This is a genomic window from Caenibius tardaugens NBRC 16725, assembly GCF_003860345.1.
Taxonomy (GTDB): Bacteria; Pseudomonadota; Alphaproteobacteria; order Sphingomonadales; family Sphingomonadaceae; genus Caenibius; species Caenibius tardaugens.
This window is the reverse complement of the sequence record NZ_CP034179.1, coordinates 4041170-4062412: the sequence shown is the minus strand read 5'-3', so window position 1 is coordinate 4062412 and position 21243 is coordinate 4041170. Positions and strand designations below refer to the sequence as shown.

The window sequence follows — 21243 nt, the reverse complement described above, 5'->3', positions numbered from 1 at the left end:
GCCGCTTCACGGAGCAGGCGTAAAACCCGTCCGTCCGCATATTGCCTTAACGCGGCAACATGCGGACGAATCGTTTTCAATGGAAGATCACATTAACCCGAAGTGCCAAATGCCTCTGCCGGAAGCGCCATCATCGCAGCGCTGCCTGCCTCGATCGTGCGGCGTAATGCACCTGCTTCAGGGGTCATCCGTTCTGCAAAATAACGGGCCGTGGTGAGTTTCGCCTCGTAGAAGGCCTTGTCGCCGTCACCTGCAGCCAACTTGCGTGACGCCACCTTCGCCATCCGCAGCCACATCAGGCCCACGGATACGATGCCCATCAGTTCGAGGTAATTGAACGCACCGGCACCGAGATTGTCAGGGTTTGTCATCGCGTTCTGAAGGAACCACATCGTCGCGGCCTTCTGTTCACCCAACGCCTTGCCCAGTCGCGTAGCAATTTCGGCCAGTTGCGGGTCATCCTGCGCCGCGGCGATTTCGTCATCCACAAGCTTGAAGAATGCCTGTATCGCCCGCCCGCCATCTTTCGGCAGCTTGCGTCCGCACAAGTCCATCGCCTGCACACCGTTCGTGCCTTCATAGATCATCGGAATGCGCGCATCGCGAACGAACTGTTCCATGCCCCATTCCTTGATGTACCCGTGCCCACCATAGACCTGCTGCATGTTCACAGCAGTCGCGAACGCCTTTTCTGTCGTATAGCCCTTCACCACCGGCGTCAGCAGGCCCAGCAGGTCATCGGCTTCCTGCCGGGCTTCCGGGGTTTTCGCCTTGTGCGCCAGATCGACCAGCACGCCAGACCACAATGCCAATGCACGCAGCCCTTCCGTCAGCGCTTTCGCATTCATGAGCATGCGTCGCACATCAGGATGAACAATAATCGGGTCTGCCTTCTCGTTCGGTTCGGCTGGCCCGGTCAACGCTCTACCCTGACGGCGTTCGCGCGCGTAATTAGTGCCATTCTGATAGGCGGCTTCGGCCACGCCCAGCCCCTGAATGCCAACGGCCAGACGCGCTGCATTCATCATCACGAACATTGCCGCCAGCCCGCGATTTTCCTCACCGACCAGCCATCCTTTGGCGTTATCGTAATTCATGACGCAAGTCGCACTGCCATTAAGGCCCATCTTGTGCTCGATTGCTCCGCATGACAGCGTGTTGCGCGCACCCAGCGAGCCATCGTCATTGACCAGAAATTTGGGAACCACGAACAGGGAAATACCCTTGCTTCCTTCCAGCGCATTAGGGGTCTTCGCCAGAACGAGGTGAATGATGTTTTCGGTCAGGTCGTGTTCGCCGGACGAAATGAAAATTTTGGTGCCTGAAATGGCGTAGGAACCATCTGCCTGCGGCTCAGCCTTCGCGCGCAACAAACCCAGATCCGTGCCTGCATGGGCCTCGGTCAAATTCATGGTGCCCAGCCACTCGCCCGAAACAAGTTTGGGCAGATAAGTTTGCTTCTGCTCATCCGTGCCGGCAGCGGCAAGGGCCGAAACCGCGCCCACGGCCAGACCGGGATACAGACCGAACGCTATATTGGCCCCGTCGAGAAACTCCTCGACAACGAAGCCAAGTGTATGTGGCAGTCCTTGCCCGCCGAATGCTGCAGGCAGGGATATCGAGCCCCAGCCCGCCTGCTGGAACTGTGCATAGGCTTCCTTGAAACCCGGTGCGGTGGTGACTGTGCCATCAGGATGGCGGGTACAGCCATCCCTGTCCCCGACTGTGTTCAGAGGAGCCAGCACTTCACTGGCGAACCGGCCTGCTTCCTCAACCAGGGTATCAATAAGGTCAGGTGTTACCGATTCAAACCCGGGAAGATCCGAATACGAAGACAGATCAATCACTTCATTGATAACGAAACGCGTATCCCGGACCGGTGCGATATAGCTCGGCATGGTAATCCTTCCTCTGAATCATTCAGGAACTCTTGGCTCTCTGCCAACAACATCCCCACAAAATAAACAATAGCGTTTAATTATTGCGATCGCGGCAGCAAACGGCCGTTCTCAAGCTTGCGATAGAAACAATTCGGCGCACCCGTATGACAGGCAGGCCCTTCGGGCACGACTTTCATGACAATTGCATCCTGATCGCAATCGACGAGAATTTCCTGCACACGGAGCACGTGCCCCGACGTTTCGCCCTTCATCCACAGCTTGCCGCGGGAACGCGAATAGAAGTGTGCGAATCCGGTTTCCTGTGTCTTGGCCAGTGCTTCTTCATTCAGATACGCAACCATCAGCACTTCCCCGCCGGCAATGTCCACCGCGACTCCGGTCAGCAGGCCGTTGGCGTCGAACTTCGGCATAAACTCCGTGCCTTGTTCACGATCGTGCGACTTGTCCGAAACATTTGAAATGAGAATTTCCTTTACCGCAAATCATCGCCCGTAGTTCACGGGTCACCTTGTTGCAGGATAACCACAGATGGTTGGCAAAATCCATGAAACAAGCGGAACATACTTCCGTAGAACGCCCTTTGATGGAAAACAGCATTCGCGGTCTTTGGAGGGCCGTCCGCCGAACTGGCGCGCTGACCAGGCGCCAAGGTACAGGGGGTTAAGGCAGCAGCCCGATCATACGAGGCGCGCCACAGAATGAGGGATCGGACAGACGGGGCCACTCGGGGGGTGGTTTTCAAAAGTCCAATGTTATTCGTCACGCGGATGCCCGGAACCCAGCGTTCCGGGCATCTTCGTTTTGGGCCTACACATCCCTTTCCCGATCACACTGATTCGTCGGCAACGCGTGCAAAACACGCCACAATCACCTTTTTTGCTCCCGCCCGCTTCAATGCCGCGACACAAGCATCGCTTGTCGCGCCACTGGTGAGCACATCATCTACCAGCACTATGCAGGAGCCTTGAAGTCGGCCGCGCCACTGCGACGCTGTGCCAATCGCTCCTGTTAATGCACGAATTCGGGCTTTGCGCCCGAGCCCCCCCAATGACGGCGTCCGCTTCTTGCGTACCAGCGCATCGACGATCAGCTCGCCGCCGCGAATCCCTGCAATCTCGCGCGCCAGCAGCGCCGATTGATTAAAACCACGCCGCCACAAACGCACCCGGTGCAAAGGCACCGGAACGACCAGCCAGTGATCATCCGATTGCGGCAATCTAGCAGCGATCTGTTTCGCCATCATCGGGGCAAGCGCGATCTTACGCCCGTGCTTGAAAGCCAACACCAACTGGCGCGATGCATCGTTGTACAAGGTGGCCGCCGCAATACCGTCATGCTGCGGGGGCATGGCCAGGCACGGTGCACAGAGTCCGTTCTGCATGGTGACGTGTGACGGGAAAGGCCGCTGGCACTGGCTGCAACATGGCTCCCCGGGAATCGTGAGATCGGACCAACATGCGCTGCACAGGCCATCTTGTGCAGCAAGCCCCGCACCACACAGCGGACAGCGCGGGGGGAAAACGAGATCGACCACAGGTGCGAGCACCACGGCAATGCGTTGAAGAAACCACCCCATCGTTTGGTCATGAGCTTTGCCCGGCAGCACTGCAAGATGCTTGCGCGGGACCTGCAGGCACGGCAGGGGAAGTCTATGGCCCACAGCCCAGCCCCACCTCGTATCTTCTCGCCCAAGCGTCGCCACAGGGCGCGTGCCAGAATGCGCTTGCTTCAAACCCCGCCCGATGCAGCGCGTTTCATCCAGGACGACATGATCGAAGATGTGCTCGACAGGCTCGATTTCCTGCGACACGAACCGCAAAATGCTCTGCTGATTGGAGATTTCACGGGACGTCTGGCAAGCGCACTGGCAGAGCGGAAATGTGCAGTAACCCGCGCAGACAGCGCCCCTGGCCCCGGTGAACTGCCTCTGGACGAAGAAAGTCCCTACCCTTTTGGTACCTTCGATTGCGTGATCAGCCTTGGTACATTGGACACCATCAACGACCTGCCGGGCGCCTTAGTGCATATGCGCAATGCCTTGAACCCGGGCGGCCTCGCGATCGCCAGCTTCGTCGGTGCGGGCAGCCTGCCACGACTCAGGGAAGCCATGCTGGCTGCCGACGGTGATCGCCCCGCCGCGCGCATCCATCCTGCGGTGGACGTTCGTGCCGGCGGGCAGCTTCTCCAACGTGCGGGCTGGGCCAGACCGGTCGTGGACAGCCGCTCGCTCACCGTGCGGTACAGGACGCTCGATCGCCTGGTCGAGGATTTGCGGGCCCAAGGCATGGGTAACGTGCTGTCATCCCACGCTCCGCCGCTTACCAAAGCGATGCAGGAAGTGGCCCGCACCCATTTCAGCGCGGCCGCCGACGCGGATGGCCGTACTTCCGAAATATTCGAGATATTAACCTTAAGCGGTTGGCGTTCCTGATATTATCAGAAAGACCAATCCGGCACGTCAATCCCGACGTGCCGGATTATCTTTAATCAACCCAGTGCAGCCTGCGCAGCGGCAAGGCGTGCAATCGGCACGCGATAAGGCGATGCGCTGACGTAATCGAGGCCGACCGTCTCGCAGAACGCAATGCTGGCCGGGTCCCCGCCATGTTCGCCGCAAATGCCCAATTTGATATCGGGGCGCGTGGCACGGCCACGTTCCGCAGCCAGCGAAACCAGTTGCCCCACTCCTTCGATATCCAGACTGACGAACGGATCGCGCTGATAGATGCCCTTTTCGACGTACTGCGCAAGGAAACGCGCGGAATCATCGCGGCTCACACCCAGCGTGGTCTGCGTGAGATCGTTGGTGCCGAACGAGAAGAACGCACCCGATTCGGCAATTTCTCCGGCCATCAGCGCTGCACGCGGCAATTCGATCATGGTACCGACGATATAATCCAGCGTACGCCCCTTCTCTGCGAACACTTCCGCAGCGACACGATCGATCAGGTCCTTCAGGATATCGAGTTCGCGCTTGCTGCCCACCAGCGGGACCATGATTTCCGGCACGATCGCCTCACCCTGTCCGGCGACATCGCACGCGGCCTCAAAAATGGCCCGCGCCTGCATCTCGTAGATTTCGGGATAAGTCACCCCGAGACGACATCCGCGATGGCCCAGCATCGGGTTGAATTCGTGCAATTCGGCGGCACGACGCCGGAGATGTTCCACACCGTAACCGGATGCCTGCGCCACTTCCTCAAACTCGGCATCGCCATGCGGCAGGAATTCGTGAAGCGGAGGATCGAGCAGGCGAATCGTAACCGGCAGACCGGTCATGACCTCGAAGATCTTGTGAAAATCCTGCCGCTGTTCGGGCAGCAATTTGGTCAGTGCTTCGCGACGACCTGCCTCGTTGTCGGCGAGGATCATCTGACGAACCGCAGTGATCCGGGCTTCATCGAAGAACATGTGCTCGGTCCGACACAGGCCGATACCTTCCGCGCCGAACTGCCGCGCCATCTGGCAATCCGCCGGCGTTTCCGCATTGGTCCGCACTTTCATGCGACGATGCTTATCAGCCCAAGTCATCAGCGTACCGAAATCGCCGACCAGTTCCGGTTCGATCGTCGGCACTTCACCGGCCATCACATCGCCGGTTGCCCCGTCGAGCGTGATCAGATCGCCTTCTTTCAGATCGCGATTGCCGATCCGCAACGTTCGCGCGGCAAGATCGATATGCACCGCCGATGCGCCGGAAACGCACGGACGGCCCATACCACGGGCGACCACGGCTGCGTGGCTGGTCATGCCGCCACGCGCGGTCAGAATGCCCTTGGCCGCATGCATGCCGTGAATATCTTCCGGGCTGGTTTCGACGCGCACCAGAATAACCGCCTCGCCACGTTCGGCGCGGCGTTCGGCCGTGTCGGCATCCAGCACGATGGCACCGGCGGCTGCGCCCGGTGATGCGGGCAGACCTTTGGTCAGGATATCGCGCGGAGCCTTGGGATCGAGCGTGGGGTGAAGCAACTGATCAAGCGCCATCGGATCGACCCGACGGATCGCGGTGGCTTCATCGATCAGCCCTTCCGCCACCATGTCGACGGCCATTTTCAGCGCGGCTTTGGCCGTGCGCTTGCCCGAACGAGTCTGCAACATCCACAGTTTGCCGCGTTCCACGGTGAACTCGATGTCCTGCATATCCTTGTAATGCTTTTCGAGCAGTTCAAACACGGCAGCCAGCTCGCCATAGGCCACCGGCATGGCTTCTTCCATGCTCAACGGCTTAGCATTGGCCGTTTCGCGGGCCTTCTTCGTCAGGTATTGCGGCGTGCGAATACCGGCGACCACATCTTCGCCCTGCGCATTGACAAGCCATTCACCGAAATAGGCCCGTTCGCCGGTAGCCGGATCGCGCGTGAACGCTACGCCGGTGGCGCTGGTTTCACCCATATTACCGAACACCATCGCCTGCACATTGACGGCAGTACCCCAATCACCGGGGATATCGTTGAGACGGCGATAGACTTTGGCGCGGTCCGAATCCCAGCTGTCGAACACAGCCGCAATCGCGCCCCACAACTGTTCCGTCACGTCTTGCGGGAACGGGCGGCCCAGTTCGCGTTCGACGATGGTTTCGTATTCGGCGACCAGCGCTTTCCAGTCCCCCGCATCCATTTCGGTGTCGGAGAAGTAGCCCTTGTCTTCCTTGGCGATTTCAAGCGCTTCCTCAAACGCACCGTGATCGAGACCAAGCACCACGTCGGAATACATCTGGATGAACCGGCGGTAGGAATCCCAGGCAAAGCGTTCGTCACCCGAGGTGGCGGCAAGCCCTTTCACCGTCTCGTCATTCAGGCCGAGATTGAGCACGGTATCCATCATGCCGGGCATGGAAACCCGCGCGCCCGAACGTACCGAAACCAGCAGGGGATCGGCGTTATTGCCGAAGCTCTTGCCCACAGCGCTTTCGATATGTGTCAGCGCAGTCGCAACATCCGCACGCAGTTCAGCCGAAAAGTCCGAACCGCCCGCCAGATAGGATACGCATTCTTCTGTCGTGATTGTGAAACCCGGAGGTACCGGCAGGCCGATTCCGGCCATTTCCGCCAGGTTCGCACCTTTGCCGCCAACAATCGTCTTGTCCCGCGAACGGGCATCGTCGTTGTTGTTTGCGCCACCACCGAATGTGTAGACCGACTTGTTCATCTCGAGCTGCCAGTTCCTGTCCAAATTGGGAGAAGTTGACACAGTTGACACTGTTCTGAGCGGAGAACCGCTCACCCCTCAATACGTGAGAAATCCGCCACTTTATGCACTGCAGTACGGAAACGCGCCAGCAGATCGAGCCGCGCGGCACGTTTGTCCGGATTGCTATCGTTGACCGTAACCTCGTCAAAGAATGCGTCAATCGGCATACGGAGCGACGCAAGAGCCGCCATCGCTCCGGCATAATCTTCCATCCCGACAGCAGAGGCCGCCTTGGGCTCCGCCGCATCCAGCGCATCGATCAGCGCTTTTTCCGCGATTTCCGGCGTGTAGGAAAGTTCTTTCCCGTGGCGTTCCGCCAGCTTTGCCGCAATCACCGGGGCGAGATCGGGATCGTCCACCTGGGCCAACGGGTCTTCCTCGCCAGTCCGGGCTATTTCGCCTTCGATGCCCAGCCATTCCTCTTTCTTCAGGATATTGGCCGCGCGTTTGTATCCGGCGAGCAGATTGACGCCGTCTTCCGTTCGGATGAACGCTTGCAAGGCATGGACGCGAGCCAACAGGCGCACGAGATCGTCTTCGCCGCCAAGCGCGAAAACCGCATCGATCAGATCGTGACGGACACCCGCTTCTTTCTGCTGAACCTTGAGACGGTCCGCAAAGAAATCGAGCAAATCCCCATCTGCCACGCGCATCCGCAGGCCATTTTCAGTCAATAGCCGAATGACGCCCAATGCCGCCCGCCGCAGCGCGAAGGGATCTTTCGAACCGGTTGGCTTTTCGTCGATGGAGAAGAAGCTGCGCAAGGTGTCGAGCTTGTCCGCCAGGCTGACGGCAACCGTAAGCGGAGCGGTGGGGACATCATCACCCTGCCCGACTGGCTTGTAGTGATCGCGCACGGCATCGGCCACAGCATCGCTTTGCCCTTCGGCGCGAGCGTAGTAACCGCCCATAAGTCCCTGTAATTCAGGGAATTCACCGACCATCTCGGTAACCAGATCTGCCTTGGCGAGCCGCGCTGCCAGTTCGGCTTCCGCCGGGTCCGCGCCCTGCACGATACCCTGCGCCACCAGTTGCCGCGCCAACGTGGCCACACGGTCGACCTTGTCGGCCACCGTGCCAAGCTTTTCATGGAAGACGATATTGCCCAGCTTTACCGCATGATCGGCCAGCGTCTTCTTGCGATCCTGTTCCCAGAAGAAGCGGGCATCGGACAACCGCGCGGCGAGCACTTTGCGATTGCCATCGACAATCGCCACACCGCCATCGTGCGCGGCGATATTGGCCGTGCACACGAAGGCATTGGCCAACGCTCCGCCAGAATCGCGACAGATAAAATATTTCTGGTTCGTACGGGCAGTTAGCTGAATAACTTCAGGTGGAACCTCGAGATATTGTTCGTCAAACCGGCCCAACAAGGGAACCGGCCATTCGGTCAGCCCCGCATTCTCAACGACGAGCCCTTCATCTTCCACCAAAACCAGCCCGGCCTGCGACGCTGCGGCCTGTGCCCCCTTACGAACAATGCTTTCGCGTTCGGCGTGATCGACGATAACATGGCAGGCACGCAATTTTTCGGCGTAATCGCCAGCATTGCCGATGGTGATCTCACCCGGGCAATGGAAGCGATGCCCCAGCGTGACATAGCCCGAAACCACGCTGCCAACGCCGCATTCCACCAGATCATCGCCCAGAATGGCAACGATGCCCGACAGCGGCCGAACCCAGCGCAGGCTTTCCGTCGACAGCGAGGCCTTCCCCCAACGCATCGATTTGGGCCAGGCGAACGCGCGGATGATCGCGGGAATAGCTTCAGCCAGAACCGCTTTCACAGCGCGTCCGGGCTTCTCCGTTATGGCGAAGTACACGCCATCGCGATCTTCGAGTTGATCCTGGGTCAGCCCGGTCTTGCGCAGAAACCCTTCAAGCGCCTGCGGCGGGGCGGAACTACGCGGTCCCTTCACTTCTTCGCGAACCGCCTCGGTATTTTCCGGCAAGGCCCGCGCGATCAGGGCGAGCCGACGCGGGGTCGACCAGACAGTCAGTTCGCCAAAGGCAACACCGGAATCGGCCATTTCCTTGCGAAACAGCTTTTCCAGTTCGGCGCGTGCGCCAGCCTGCATACGTGCGGGAATTTCTTCGCAACGCAGTTCGAGGAGGAAATCGCTCATGCCGTCCACCCCGGAAACTTTTCCGCCCAGCGAGCGGCTTCCTTGGCCATGTGGGCTTCGCACGATCCCCGTGCCAGTTCGCGCACACGCCCCATGTAGCTGGCGCGTTCCTGCACGCTAATCACGCCGCGCGCCTGCAGCAGGTTGAAGATGTGGCTGGCCTCGATCGCCTGTTCATAGGCGGGAATCGGCAGATTGGCGGCCAGACAGTTCTCGCACTCTTCCGCGGCCTTGCGGAACAGCTCGAACAGGCTTTCCGTATTGGCGACCTCGAAATTCCAGGTGCTCATCTGCACCTCGTTTTCGTGAAACACGTCGCCATAGGTTACGCCATGGTTGTTGAAGGCAAGATCGTAAACGTTGTCGACGCCCTGAATATACATGGCCAGACGTTCGAGCCCGTAGGTCAGTTCGCCGGCGACCGGCTTGCAGTCGAACCCGCCCATCTGCTGGAAATAGGTAAACTGGGTGACTTCCATCCCGTCACACCAGACTTCCCAGCCCAGACCCCAGGCGCCCAGAGTGGGGCTTTCCCAGTCATCCTCGACGAAACGGATATCGTGCTTGAGCGGATCGATCCCGATCACTTCCAGGCTCTTGAGATAGAGTTCCTGTAGATTTTCCGGGCTCGGCTTCAGAATTACCTGATACTGGTAATAATGCTGCATCCGGTTCGGGTTTTCGCCGTAGCGACCGTCCGTCGGACGGCGGCAGGGCTGCACGAAGGCCGCATTCCACGGCTCCGGCCCCAGCGCACGCAAGGTCGTTGCGGGATGGAACGTGCCCGCCCCCATTCTCATATCGTAGGGCTGCAGAATAAGGCACCCCTGCGCACCCCAGTATTCGTGGAGCGCGAGGATCATATCCTGCAGGCACATTGCGCGGCCATCACTCATGGCGCGGCCCATGGCGTAAGGGCCTGTTCGGGTCAATGCCGCATCGCAAAAGAACGATTGAAAAACACGGTTTCACGCGGGCTGTAGCATCGATAGAAGCACTGTTCACAAGGTTGCAACCTTTGCCGGGGCAAGTTGATACGATGAAATTTCCAAAATACCTGATCGCTACAGCCGTTGGCGCCCTCTCCATCGCGCTGGCCGCGCCACCGGCACTGGCCAAAAAGCCATCAGCCACCCCGCAAGTAGCAGCCACTGCGCCCACGCCCGCACCGGCCCCGCGCAAAGGCACCCCGGCGCTGTGGAAAGTCGCGGATCAGGATACCACGATCTATCTCTTCGGCACCGTGCACCTTCTGGCGAAAGACGTATCCTGGTTCGAACCCGATATCGCGCCCGCGCTGCAATCCGCTGATGAACTCGTCACAGAAGTCGATCTGGCCAACACCAGCGCCAAACCGGAATTGTTGCTGGCCAAGGCGTCATTGCCCGCCGGGGAAAACCTGCGTGCCCTGCTGCCGCCAGAAAACCGGCAGTCGCTGGAACAGGCGCTTGGCACACTGGGGCTACCAGCGGGCACCTTTGATGGGCAGAAGCCGTGGTTTGCGGCACTAAACCTGACGATCCTTCCGCTTCTTGCCGCAGGGTATGACATGAACAGCGGGGTCGAGGTCGTGCTTGATCGCAATGCACCGTCCCGGACAAAACGATCTGCGCTGGAAACCATGGAATTCCAGCTCGATTTGTTCGATTCCCTGCCTCAGGATCTGCAGATCGCCTATCTGGGCCAGGTTTCCGCTGCGGTGCCCGAAACCAAACGCCAGCTCGATGAGATGGTCGATGCGTGGCTGGCTGGGGATGCCGATCGCCTCGCCAGCCTGATGAATTCGCAGGAAGTCGATCCGGTCGTGTTCGAGAAGCTCGTGACCAGTCGCAACAAGAACTGGACAAACTGGATCGTCAAACGGCTGGAGCAACCCGGCACTGTCTTCATGGCGGTGGGCGCGGGGCACCTTGCTGGCCCGGGCAGCGTGCAGGATCAACTTTCGACACTCGGCATTGTGAGCGCGCGCGTCAAATGAACCTGCGATCGGTCCTGGCACTGGCTGCGATGTTACTGATCAGTGCCTGCAGCAAACCACCCGAACCGGCAACACCCGCCTTTTGGGAAGTCACTGCCCCTGATGGCCAACAGGCGTGGCTGTTCGGCACGATCCATGCCCTGCCCGAGAATGTCGAATGGCGTTCTCCCGCTATAGAGGCGGCCCTTGCACAATCGGACACCCTCCTGCTGGAAATCCGCCAGTTGGATGACCGCGCGGCCATGCAGGCCATATTCACTCGCCTCGCCGAGACCCCCGGGCAAGCGACGCTCTCTTCCAAAGTGACCGCTGCCAATCGCCCGGCGCTGGTGCAATTGCTGCAACAGGCGGGCATCAGTGAGAACCAGTTTGCCCGTGTCGAAACCTGGGCGGCCGCGCTGACTTTGGCGCAGGCGGCCCGCAAGGCAGACAACGATGCCGGGGTCGACCGCACCTTGATAACCATGGCAGGAAGCAAACCGGTTGCCGAACTGGAAGGTACGGAAGCGCAATTGCGCCTGTTTGATACGCTGCCGGAAAAGGAACAACGCGATCTCCTCAACGCGATCGTTGCCGAAGCAGCCGACGCAAGGAATGAGGAAAGGATCGTCGAAGGATATTGGCGCCGTGGCGATATTGATGCCATCGCTGCCGAAACCCATCGCGGCATGATGGCAGACCCGGAGTTGCGCGCTGCCCTGCTGGTTGACCGCAACCGCGCGTGGAGCGACAGGATCGCCCATATGATCAAGGGCCACCAACATCCCTTCGTGGCCGTCGGCGCGGCACATATGGCTGGGCCGGAAGGGCTACCTGCACTGCTGGCGGGGAAAGGCTTCACGGTTCGCCGCGTGCAATGATGCGCGCCGTGCGGCGTAGCGCTTGCAATTCCGGGGATTTGCCTATAGGGGCCCGCGCTTCGCGGCTATGGTCATCCCTGGAGGCGTAGCGCGAAAAATGTATCAAACCGTTTTCGAAAGGTAAGCAGATGAGCGACGCTCTTACGTTGCCGGCAGAAGCGCGCGAACTGGCAGGCAAGGGAGCCTCCCGTGCATTGCGTCGCGCTGGCCGTGTCCCCGCCGTGATTTATGGCGGCAAGGAAGAACCCCAGACCATCCACGTTGAAGAGAAGGAACTGGTCCGCCAACTCGGCACCGGTCACTTCGCCAACTCGATCGTCATGATCGAAGTGGGTGGCAAGAGCGTGCGCACCCTGCCCAAGGATGTCGCCTTCCATCCCGTCACCGACCGCCCGATCCACGTCGACTTCCTGCGTCTCGCCAAGAACGCCAAAGTCGAAGTGCTGGTGCCGGTGCTGTTCACCAACGAAGACGCTTCGCCGGGCCTCAAGAAGGGCGGCGTGCTGAACGTGGTGCGCCACGAACTCGACCTGATCTGCGAAGCAGACAAGATTCCGTCGGAAATCGAAATCGACGTGACCGGTCGCGACGTTGGCGATTCCATCCACATCAGCAATGTGAAGCTGCCCGCTGGTGCCGAAAGCGCCATCACGGACCGCGATTTCACGATTGCAACGATTGTGGCGCCTTCCGCGCTCAAGCGTGCTGAAGCCGACGCTGCCGGCGAAGGCGAAGTGGAAGAAGCCAGCGAAGGCTGAGCTTTTTCTGCTTCAACCGGAAAACACGCCGGCCCGCACTCGCGCGGCCGGCGTTTTTCATTTAGGGAGCCCCCATGCAACTTTGGGTAGGTTTGGGAAATCCGGGACCGCAATATGCGATGCACCGGCACAACGTCGGCTTTATGACCGTGGACGTGATTGCGGAAATCCACAATTTCGGGTCGGTACAGAAAAAGTTTGCCGGCTGGGTGCAGGAAGGGCGGATCGGCAATGAGAAGGTTATCCTGCTCAAGCCGGCAACGTTCATGAACGAAAGCGGACGCGCCGTCTCAGAAGCGATGCGCTTCTACAAACTCGAACCAGACGCCCTGACCGTGTTCCATGACGAATTGGACCTTGCTCCGTTCAAGGTCAAAGTGAAGCAGGGCGGCGGCACCGCGGGCCATAATGGGTTGCGCTCGATCGCGCAGCATTTGGGGCCTGATTTTCGCCGGGTCCGGATCGGCATAGGCCATCCCGGCCACAAGGACCGGGTGACATCCTATGTGTTGGGCAACTATGCCAAGACAGAATTGGACGATCTGGCCGACATGCTCGGCGGGATCGCCGCCGAGGCCGATTGGTTGACCAAAGGGGACGACGCCCGCTTTATGAGCGAACTGGCGCTCAGGCTTTCGTCTTAGCCGGCTTTTTCGCCTTCCGCCCCGCATTGTCGGCAGGAGCAGCCGACGCATCTGCCTCCGCCCCTTCGCTCAATCCAGGGACCTGCCGCACCGATTCATGGGCGGCGTCAAGTTGGGCCTGACGCATCTTCTCCGGATCGACGGCGACCTTGGCATTGATCGCAATGGTGATCCGATCCTCATCCGCGTCATTCGGATGGACCCAGTGCTTCAACGTGCTCGGGAAAACCACCAATGTTCCCGGCGTCGGGCGCATCGCATGCAAGGACCGCATATAAGGCGATTGCACCAACCCCTGCCCCGGGGGTGCCGAACGATGGTCGATAAATTCGATCGCACCTGCCATGCCGCCATTCGCGGGTTCCGGCACCTGAATATAATAGGCCGCCGACCAGAACGCACCGGGATGATCATGGGGCACGTTGTAGCCCCCCTTGGGATTGACGTTCACCCAGCCATCGCATTCAAGCCGCAAGTTCGCCAGCTTGTCCTTATCCGCCACACGCTGCGTCGCGTCGGCGAGACATTGCATGATTTTCTGCGCCAGTTCCCGATGCGCAGGTTCCTTGCGGGCAAAGAAATCCAGATCGCTGTGCCAGCCAACCCGGTTGGAACGGACCATGCCCTGTTCCTTTTCGCGACGGACGCGAATCTCCTCGATGATATCGGCATTGATCCGTGCGAAGTCCGCGATCTCGTAAACCGGGATCGGCGTTGAGAACACAAGATTAAGTTTTTTGAATGTGTTGGTCATGACCTTGCTCAAACTGTACCCCCTCCGTATCCGCTGCGCGCAACGGTGACGCAAGGGCTATGCGTGAATCCTTCCCCATTATGCTTTGATCCTGCGCAAAACCGTGTGTCGCGCCGCCCGTTTACCTAAGACGCCGCCGGTTAGCATAAATAGTGTTGGATTAATTTACACTCAGCCATTCCAGATTCACTGATTAACCATCTAGCACCCTGATTAATCGCGGTTGGCACAGAATTTGCTTTACCACCGATAAACCAGCGTAATCTTATTGGCTAACCAGGGGACAGGTACCGTGAAAAAGACTTTGACCATCTTCGCTGCATTGAGCACGCTCGCCATGGCGTCGCCGGCGATGGCCACATGGGGTTCTTCGGGCGGCTGGAGCTCGGGTGGTTGCAAGAAGCATTGCGGCACCACAACCACGACATCTTCGGGTGGCACCACCACCGGCTCCTCCTCGTCCGGAAATGAAGTGCCTGAACCGGGTATGCTGGCGATGGCTGGTGCGGGTCTGATCGCGGTTGCCGTGCTGCGCCGCCGGAAAGCACGCAACAAATCGTAACCCACTATTCACTTTCGCTCGAGGATAGCTCCCGAGAGCAAACTGGCGCCTCTCCTCCCCGGAGAGGCGTCTTTTTGTAACTGTGCGAATGTCAGATCACCCGCAACGACAGGCTTGCGCAAGTGCCCCTTTCACGATCCATTGCGTACGGCACGCGCTCTCGCTGCATAGATGCCAGCTTGGGGATCGCCTTCCTCCCCGGCCACGCGCGCCAAAAGATCGAGCGCCTGCACTGAAGCCTGCTGATCATCCGCGAACGGACGCAAGGTTGCCAGTGCCGCCCTTCTATCCTGCCCGGCGATTTGCACTTGCGCCAGTGCCAGACGCACATCCCCGTTGTGCGGCTCATGCAGCAACAGCGGCGACAGATAGGCGCGCGCCTGTTCGACCTGGCCAAGATTGAGAAAGGCCTGCGCATAGAGCCACTGCAATTCCGGGCGCGTATCTATATCCCGTTCCAGCGGTTGCAATATCGCGCGAACCTTCGCCCAATCTTTTCGTTCCGCCGCCAGCCTGGCTTTCACGAAGACCACGCTGGGGTGCTGCGGCGCAAGCCTCTCGATTTTACCCAGAACTGGTTCAATCTCGTCGATCCGCCCCAGTTCACCGAGGGCTGAGACCGTCCCGAACAGGCCTGTCAGATCATGCGGATAGATCTTGAGCAGACGCTCGTTCGCAAGCAGCGCGGCGGCATGGCGCCCCTGCGCTGCGGCCACACCTGCCAGCACCTGCAAGGCGACGCGCTCCTCACCGTTATCCGTCAGCGCCTGGCGCGCCAGCCTGTCGGCTTCCGCCAGTTCGCCCTCATCCAGCAGGTAACGCGCGTAGGCCGCCATGAGTGCGGATCGCGGGCCGCTGCTTTCCAAATCGCTGCCCAGGATCTTTCCCGCCTCAGCAACTTTACCTTGGCCCAGCAAGGCAAGCCCGCGAATCCGGGCCGCTTCCGCGCTGTCATGCGTGTTAACCAGAGACAGGGCATGTGCAAATTGCCCTTTCAGCAACGCTGCGTCGGCAGCGAGGATCACATGGTCGGCGGGCGCCTTCCCGATCGTCTGCAGATGCTGCAACGTGGTTTCCGCGCCATCCCCATCATCCAGAGCGATCTGGGTTCTGACGAGAAGTTCAAGGAACACGGGATCGTCGGGCCGCGTTTTCAGCGCCGCCATCAAATCCACGCGCGCGGTCTGATAATCGTGCACACTGTAGGCCTGTTTCGCGCGGGCCCATTGCTCCTGCGGATCGGGATTGCATGCCCCGAGCGCCAACCCGCAAACGACAGGCAGGATCAGGTATCTCAGCAAACTCATCACATTTACCCCAGGTTCCAGATAATACGCTTTAGAATGAATACCCTTGCCGCGCGATGGACGGCCTCATAGGCTTGGGCAAGAACATCTTCAGGGAGAAAAGTCATGCCAGATCTGGATCGCCGCGCCCTTCTTGTGGGCAGTGTCGCCTTGGGGGCTACAGCCGCCGTGCCCGCTGCCGCGGCCCAGAAATCCGGCCAAACGAGCGGCCAGCCCGATCTATCCGGCAAATCCATTCTCATCACAGGTGCAGCTACCGGCTTCGGACGACTGGGGGCAGAGCACTACGCACGCCTCGGCGCCAAGGTCTTCGCCACCATGCGTAACCTGCCACGGCCCGAGGCCGAAGCCCTGCAAAAACTGGCCCGAGATGCCAAGCTCGATATCACCTTGCTGGAAATCGATGTGCTGGACGACGCGCAGGTTGCGGCCGGAGTCAGCGAAGCCGAACGCCTTGCTGGCGGCGCGATCGACGTCCTCGTCAACAATGCGGGGGTCATGATCACCGGACCTGTGGAAATGCAGGACCCGGAAGCCTTGCGCTTGCTGTTCGATACCAACCTGTTCGGCTGTCAGCGCATGGCCCGCGCCGTGCTGCCGGCAATGCGCAAGGCGCGATCTGGTTATATCGTCAACATGGCGTCGCAGGCGGGGCGGGTCGTATTTCCCGGACTCGGCGCCTATTCCGCCAGCAAGTTTGCAGTTGAATCCTGGGCTGAACAACTCGCCTACGAAGTGGCGACGCTGGGGATTGGCGTGGGCATCATCGAACCTGGCGGATATCCGACGCGGATCATGGAAAATTCCAACGCCTCATCTGTCGCGCTGCGCGATCGCGAACCGGACGAACGCAAGGCAGCCTATCCCGGATTCGTGGCGCAAATGGGCAAATCGGTTTCCACTGCTGTTGCCAGCGATCCGATGGACATCCCCCACGCCATTGCAAGGCTGATAGCCACGCCGCCGAAAGACCGCCCCTTGCGCAGTGCTGTGGCTTCCACGCCTTCGCCACAAGACCCGATCAACACCGTTTGCGCAGATGTGCAGCGCAAGATGCTGGGAAGCGGACCTTTTTCTGCAGCATCAGAGATTGTTCTGGGGGCGTAAACGCCCCGTAGCGCAGGCTGTTTGCGTTGCGCAGCTTGATTCCGCGCGCAAAGCGTATAAGCGCCCTGCCCTGATCCTGCGGCAAATTGCCGTTCTGGTCGCGACCCTTTGGTGAAGGAGCAATAATGGGTTTCCGTTGCGGAATTGTGGGCCTGCCCAATGTCGGCAAATCGACGCTGTTCAATGCGTTGACCGAGACGCAGGCGGCACAGGCAGCCAATTATCCCTTCTGCACCATCGAACCCAACGTGGGGCAGGTTTCCGTGCCAGACGCCCGGCTGGATACAGTTGCGCAGATCGCCGGTTCTGCAAAGATCATTCCCACCCAGCTTGGGTTTGTCGACATTGCGGGCCTTGTGAAGGGCGCCAGCAAGGGTGAAGGACTGGGCAACCAGTTCCTCGGGAACATTCGCGAAGTGGACGCCATCGTCCATGTTCTGCGCTGCTTCGAGGATGATGACATCCAGCATGTGGCGAACAAGGTTGACCCCATCACCGATGCCGAAGTCGTCGAGACAGAACTGATGCTCTCCGACCTTGAAAGCCTCGAAAAGCGCGTCCCCGCAGCACAAAAGCGTGCCACGAGCGGTGACAAGGAAGCCAAAATTGCCGCCAGCGTGCTGGGTCAGGCCCTCGATCTGCTGCGCGAAGGCAAGCCAGCCCGGCTGACCGAACCCCGCGATGATGAGGAAGCCCGTGTTTTCCAACAGGCCCAGCTCCTGACGGCAAAGCCCGTGCTGTACGTCTGCAATGTCGCTGAAGGCGATGCCGCAACCGGAAATGCACTGTCCGCTCAGGTATTTGAAAAGGCGGCAGCCGAAGGGGCGCAGGCGGTTGTTGTGTCCGCAGCCATCGAATCCGAACTGGTTGGCATGGAGCCTGAAGAACGGGGTGAATTCCTCTCCGAACTCGGCCTTGAGGAAACCGGCCTCGCCCGCGTCATTCGCGCCGGGTACCAGTTGCTCGGCCTGAAGACCTTTTTCACGGTTGGCCCCAAGGAAGCCCGCGCCTGGACCTTCCACAATGGCGCGAAAGCCCCGCAGGCAGCCGGTGAAATTCACACCGATTTTGAAAAGGGCTTCATCCGGGCCGAAACGATCGCCTATGACGACTACATCGCGCTGGGCGGTGAATCTGCTGCGCGTGATGCGGGCAAACTGCGACAGGAAGGCAAGGAATACGTGGTGCAGGATGGCGATATCATGCACTTCAAGTTCAACGTCTGAACGCAGCCATGATCTATTTCGAGGACATGCTCGTCGGCACAACGGAGCGTTTCGGACGTTACGAAGTCCAGCGCGAGGATGTTCTCGATTTCGCGCGCAAGTTCGATCCGCATCCATTCCACCTGTCGGACGAAGAAGCCGCCAAAACCCATTTCGGCCGCATTTCCGCGAGCGGCTGGCATACCTGCGCCATGACCATGGCAATGTTTGTCGAACATATTCAGGATATTCCGCACGCCAGCCACGGCGGTGTCGGAATTGATGAGCTGCGCTGGACCAGACCCGTCTATCCCGGCGATATCCTGAGTATGGAAACCGAGATTTTGCGGAAACATCGCAGCCGCTCACGCCCGGAAATTGGCAGCGTGTGGACCCGGATGACAACCTTCAATCAGGACAATGTCATCGTACTGGACATGACGGCTATCGGCATATTCGCACTGCGCGATCCCGCTGCCGATAACGCATAGCCCGCGATCACATCAGCGGCGCCAAGCGGATCAGCTGCCGCACTGGACAGAGCCGGCATCCTTGAACACGACATTGCCCTTGCCATCCTCAACCGTCAGATCCCCCTTGTAATCGGTTGTTTCCGTGCCCGAACGACGGCTGGAACCCGGTGCCGGCGCCAGAGTGAAGGCATATTTCTTTCCCGTGTACCGCGCGTGTGCGCCATAAGGCAGTTCGGCACTGCCCTTATCCGCAGCGAAGCGGATCATCTTGTCATTCAGCTTCATGTAACCGTCGTCGGCGCGGGCCAGCATGATCGCACCAAGCCCCCCACTTTTTCCCACGAACGCACAGGTCACTTCATAGAGTTTGTAGCGTTCGATATCGGGAAAAAGAATTGGTTGCGGGGCGATTGGCAGAGCCGTGCCACGGTTTGCCTTCTCCACCAGCGCGATATCGCGTTCATCACGCGCGGTTTCCTCTGCCGGAGTCAGGTTGTCAGTACATGCCGCCAGCACAGACAGCGCAAGAAATACCGGAAAAACGCGCATCAATGCCTCCCGAACAGTTTCTCGACATCGGCCATGGACAGCTTCACCCAAGTTGGCCGGCCATGATTGCATTGCCCGGATCGCGGTGTACTTTCCATCTCGCGCAACAGGGCATTCATTTCCGCGACCGAAAGCGAACGCCCTGCCCGCACGGAACCGTGGCACGCCATTGTCGCCAGCACGAGATCCAGTTTCTCGCCCAAGAGCAGGGAGGCCCCATGCAGAGCAATATCATCGGCCAGATCCTGCAACAGTTTGTGCGGATCGCCCCCCTTGATCGCGGCGGGCATCGCACGCACCAGCATGGCGCCGGGGCCAAACCGTTCGATCGATAGCCCGAGGCCTGCCAGATGCGCCGCCTGTTCTTCAAGCCGGTCACAGGCCGGTTCATCGAGTTCCACCACTTCGGGGATCAGCAGGGCCTGACTGGCGGCAACCTTTTCTTCCGCACCACCAGCGCGCAGTCGCTCCAGTACCAGCCTTTCATGCGCGGCATGCTGATCGACAATCACCAGCCCATCGGCCGCTTCCGCCACGATGTACGTATTGGCGACCTGGCCGCGTGCGATACCCAACGGAAATGCTTCAGCATCGGTCGGGGCATCTTCTGCCTGTTCCGCACGCCCTGCCGGGGCCGCCATCACCTCTGCTTCAAAACTGCGCCATGTCTGACTGGCCTCGCGAAGCCCTGTGGAAGGGCGCGACCAGTCTCGCCCCGTAAACATGGAGCGCAAGGCAGGCGACGGTTCAGCCGGGGCAAATGGTGGCTGCGAAGGCTCAACCTGCCACCGGCCCATCGCATCAGCGGCAGGGGTCTGTGCGCTGCGGCGATCCCCGGTGGACAGGGCTTCGCGCAGACCAGACACGATAAAGCCGCGCACAGCCGCCGCATCGCGAAAGCGGACTTCCGTCTTCGCCGGGTGAACATTCACATCGACTTCTTCGGGGGCGATATCCAGAAACAGCGCAAGCACGGCATGCCGATCGCGCGCCAGCATATCTGCATAAGCACCGCGCACCGCCCCCGTCAGCAACCGGTCCTTTACCGGCCGACCATTGACGAACAGATACTGATGGTCCGCCACACCGCGGTTATAGGTGGGCAGCCCTGCAACCCCAGTCAGCCGCATATCGCCCCGTTCGAGATCGATGGCGACCCCATTGTCGCCCAGTTCACGCGCGACAATCTGCGCCACGCGTGCCGCCAGCCCCTCGCCGCCCTGCACGGCCAGTACTCGCCGACCATCGTGCTCGAAGGTAAAGCCGATATCGGGCCGGGCCAGTGCAAGCCGCCGGACAATATCCAGACAAGCCGCGTATTCGCTGCGCGCGGTACGCAGAAATTTCCGCCGCGCGGGCACTTTGCCGAACAAGTGCTCCACCCGCACCCGGGTTCCGGGCGGCAAGGCAGCAGGGCCTTCTTCAGTCACCACGCCATGATCGACGACCCGCTTCCACCCTTGCTGCGCCGTGCGGGTCCGGCTTTCCAGTGTCAGCCGGGCGACACTGGCAATCGATGGCAAAGCTTCCCCGCGAAAGCCCAGCGTGCGCACCTGTTCAATCGCTTCATCGGGTAATTTCGACGTGGCGTGCCGTTCCAGCGCGAGTGCCATATCTTCCGGCTCCATCCCGCAGCCGTCATCGGTCACTTCGATCCGCGAAAGCCCCCCTTCCCCCAGCGAAACCGCAATGCGCGCTGCACCAGCATCTATTGCGTTTTCAAGGAGTTCCTTGAGCGCAGATGACGGTCGTTCGACCACTTCCCCCGCAGCGATGCGGTTGACAAGTGTTTCGGGCAGACGGCGAATGACAGGCATTGCGGT

19 protein-coding genes are annotated in these 21243 nt (G+C 59.9%); 9 read left to right on the top strand and 10 right to left on the bottom strand.

Annotated features, from left to right (window positions below; genetic code table 11):
- Positions 1-92 precede the first annotated feature (92 nt).
- The 3 genes from EGO55_RS19190 to EGO55_RS21325 all read right to left on the bottom strand — a co-directional run bounded on the left by EGO55_RS19190 (position 93) and on the right by EGO55_RS21325 (position 3477).
- The gene (locus EGO55_RS19190; protein WP_021690508.1) at positions 93-1898 is read right to left on the bottom strand and encodes an acyl-CoA dehydrogenase C-terminal domain-containing protein; all 1806 of its coding nucleotides are present in this window, start codon (positions 1896-1898) and stop codon (positions 93-95) included.
- Positions 1899-1978: 80 nt separating this feature from the next.
- Entirely contained in the window at positions 1979-2311 is a 333-nt protein-coding gene (hisI, locus tag EGO55_RS19185; protein ID WP_021690509.1) for a phosphoribosyl-AMP cyclohydrolase, read from the bottom strand.
- 416 nt (positions 2312-2727) lie between these two features.
- Positions 2728-3477: a ComF family protein gene (locus tag EGO55_RS21325; RefSeq protein WP_040716047.1), complete on the bottom strand. Its 750-nt coding sequence runs from the start codon at positions 3475-3477 to the stop codon at positions 2728-2730.
- A gap of 75 nt (positions 3478-3552) precedes the next feature.
- Here EGO55_RS21325 and EGO55_RS19175 point away from each other — a divergent pair, with 75 nt between their 5' ends.
- Entirely contained in the window at positions 3553-4332 is a 780-nt protein-coding gene (locus EGO55_RS19175) for a methyltransferase domain-containing protein (protein WP_040716131.1), read from the top strand.
- 56 nt (positions 4333-4388) lie between these two features.
- Here EGO55_RS19175 and ppdK read toward each other — a convergent pair whose 3' ends face one another.
- The 3 genes from ppdK to EGO55_RS19160 all read right to left on the bottom strand — a co-directional run bounded on the left by ppdK (position 4389) and on the right by EGO55_RS19160 (position 10119).
- Positions 4389-7052, bottom strand: a complete 2664-nt coding sequence (ppdK, locus tag EGO55_RS19170) for a pyruvate, phosphate dikinase (protein WP_021690512.1) — start codon at positions 7050-7052, stop codon at positions 4389-4391.
- A gap of 71 nt (positions 7053-7123) precedes the next feature.
- Entirely contained in the window at positions 7124-9223 is a 2100-nt protein-coding gene (gene glyS, locus EGO55_RS19165) for a glycine--tRNA ligase subunit beta (protein ID WP_021690513.1), read from the bottom strand.
- Positions 9220-10119, bottom strand: coding sequence for a glycine--tRNA ligase subunit alpha (locus EGO55_RS19160; RefSeq protein WP_040716134.1), 900 nt, complete (start codon positions 10117-10119; stop codon positions 9220-9222). Before EGO55_RS19160 ends, glyS begins: the two co-directional genes overlap by 4 nt.
- Before the next feature lie 143 nt (positions 10120-10262).
- Between EGO55_RS19160 and EGO55_RS19155 the strand changes: the two genes are divergently transcribed.
- The 4 genes from EGO55_RS19155 to pth all read left to right on the top strand — a co-directional run bounded on the left by EGO55_RS19155 (position 10263) and on the right by pth (position 13463).
- Positions 10263-11201 carry a TraB/GumN family protein gene (locus EGO55_RS19155; protein ID WP_021690515.1) on the top strand — a complete coding sequence of 313 codons (939 nt, stop codon included), beginning with the start codon at positions 10263-10265 and terminating at the stop codon, positions 11199-11201.
- A complete protein-coding gene (locus tag EGO55_RS19150; RefSeq protein WP_021690516.1) occupies positions 11198-12061 on the top strand; it encodes a TraB/GumN family protein in 864 nt (287 codons plus the stop codon). Before EGO55_RS19155 ends, EGO55_RS19150 begins: the two co-directional genes overlap by 4 nt.
- A gap of 128 nt (positions 12062-12189) precedes the next feature.
- Positions 12190-12819 carry a 50S ribosomal protein L25/general stress protein Ctc gene (locus EGO55_RS19145; RefSeq protein ID WP_021690517.1) on the top strand — a complete coding sequence of 210 codons (630 nt, stop codon included), beginning with the start codon at positions 12190-12192 and terminating at the stop codon, positions 12817-12819.
- 74 nt (positions 12820-12893) lie between these two features.
- The gene (gene pth / locus EGO55_RS19140; protein WP_021690518.1) at positions 12894-13463 is read left to right on the top strand and encodes an aminoacyl-tRNA hydrolase; all 570 of its coding nucleotides are present in this window, start codon (positions 12894-12896) and stop codon (positions 13461-13463) included.
- Here the strand turns inward: pth and EGO55_RS19135 are convergent.
- Positions 13447-14217, bottom strand: a complete 771-nt coding sequence (locus tag EGO55_RS19135; RefSeq protein ID WP_040716049.1) for a 2OG-Fe(II) oxygenase family protein — start codon at positions 14215-14217, stop codon at positions 13447-13449. The genes pth and EGO55_RS19135 overlap by 17 nt on opposite strands.
- Before the next feature lie 292 nt (positions 14218-14509).
- Between EGO55_RS19135 and EGO55_RS19130 the strand changes: the two genes are divergently transcribed.
- Positions 14510-14779 (top strand): PEP-CTERM sorting domain-containing protein, encoded by a 270-nt coding sequence (locus EGO55_RS19130; RefSeq protein ID WP_210766584.1) that lies wholly within the window; start codon positions 14510-14512, stop codon positions 14777-14779.
- Between the two features lie 131 nt (positions 14780-14910).
- Here EGO55_RS19130 and EGO55_RS19125 read toward each other — a convergent pair whose 3' ends face one another.
- On the bottom strand, positions 14911-16086 hold the full coding sequence (locus EGO55_RS19125; RefSeq protein WP_021690521.1) for a tetratricopeptide repeat protein: 1176 nt from the start codon (positions 16084-16086) through the stop codon (positions 14911-14913).
- A gap of 105 nt (positions 16087-16191) precedes the next feature.
- Between EGO55_RS19125 and EGO55_RS19120 the strand changes: the two genes are divergently transcribed.
- The 3 genes from EGO55_RS19120 (at position 16192) to EGO55_RS19110 (ending at position 18889) form a co-directional block, all read left to right on the top strand.
- Positions 16192-17193, top strand: coding sequence for an SDR family oxidoreductase (locus tag EGO55_RS19120; RefSeq protein WP_021690522.1), 1002 nt, complete (start codon positions 16192-16194; stop codon positions 17191-17193).
- A gap of 125 nt (positions 17194-17318) precedes the next feature.
- Positions 17319-18419 (top strand): redox-regulated ATPase YchF, encoded by a 1101-nt coding sequence (gene ychF, locus EGO55_RS19115; RefSeq protein ID WP_021690523.1) that lies wholly within the window; start codon positions 17319-17321, stop codon positions 18417-18419.
- An 8-nt stretch (positions 18420-18427) separates the two neighbouring features.
- Positions 18428-18889: a MaoC family dehydratase gene (locus EGO55_RS19110; RefSeq protein ID WP_021690524.1), complete on the top strand. Its 462-nt coding sequence runs from the start codon at positions 18428-18430 to the stop codon at positions 18887-18889.
- Positions 18890-18919: 30 nt separating this feature from the next.
- On the opposite strand, the gene EGO55_RS19105 is transcribed toward EGO55_RS19110, so the two are convergent.
- The gene (locus tag EGO55_RS19105) at positions 18920-19420 is read right to left on the bottom strand and encodes a hypothetical protein (RefSeq protein ID WP_021690525.1); all 501 of its coding nucleotides are present in this window, start codon (positions 19418-19420) and stop codon (positions 18920-18922) included.
- On the bottom strand, positions 19420-21237 hold the full coding sequence (gene mutL / locus EGO55_RS19100; RefSeq protein WP_021690526.1) for a DNA mismatch repair endonuclease MutL: 1818 nt from the start codon (positions 21235-21237) through the stop codon (positions 19420-19422). The genes EGO55_RS19105 and mutL overlap by 1 nt, the downstream gene beginning before the upstream one ends.
- Positions 21238-21243 lie beyond the last annotated feature (6 nt).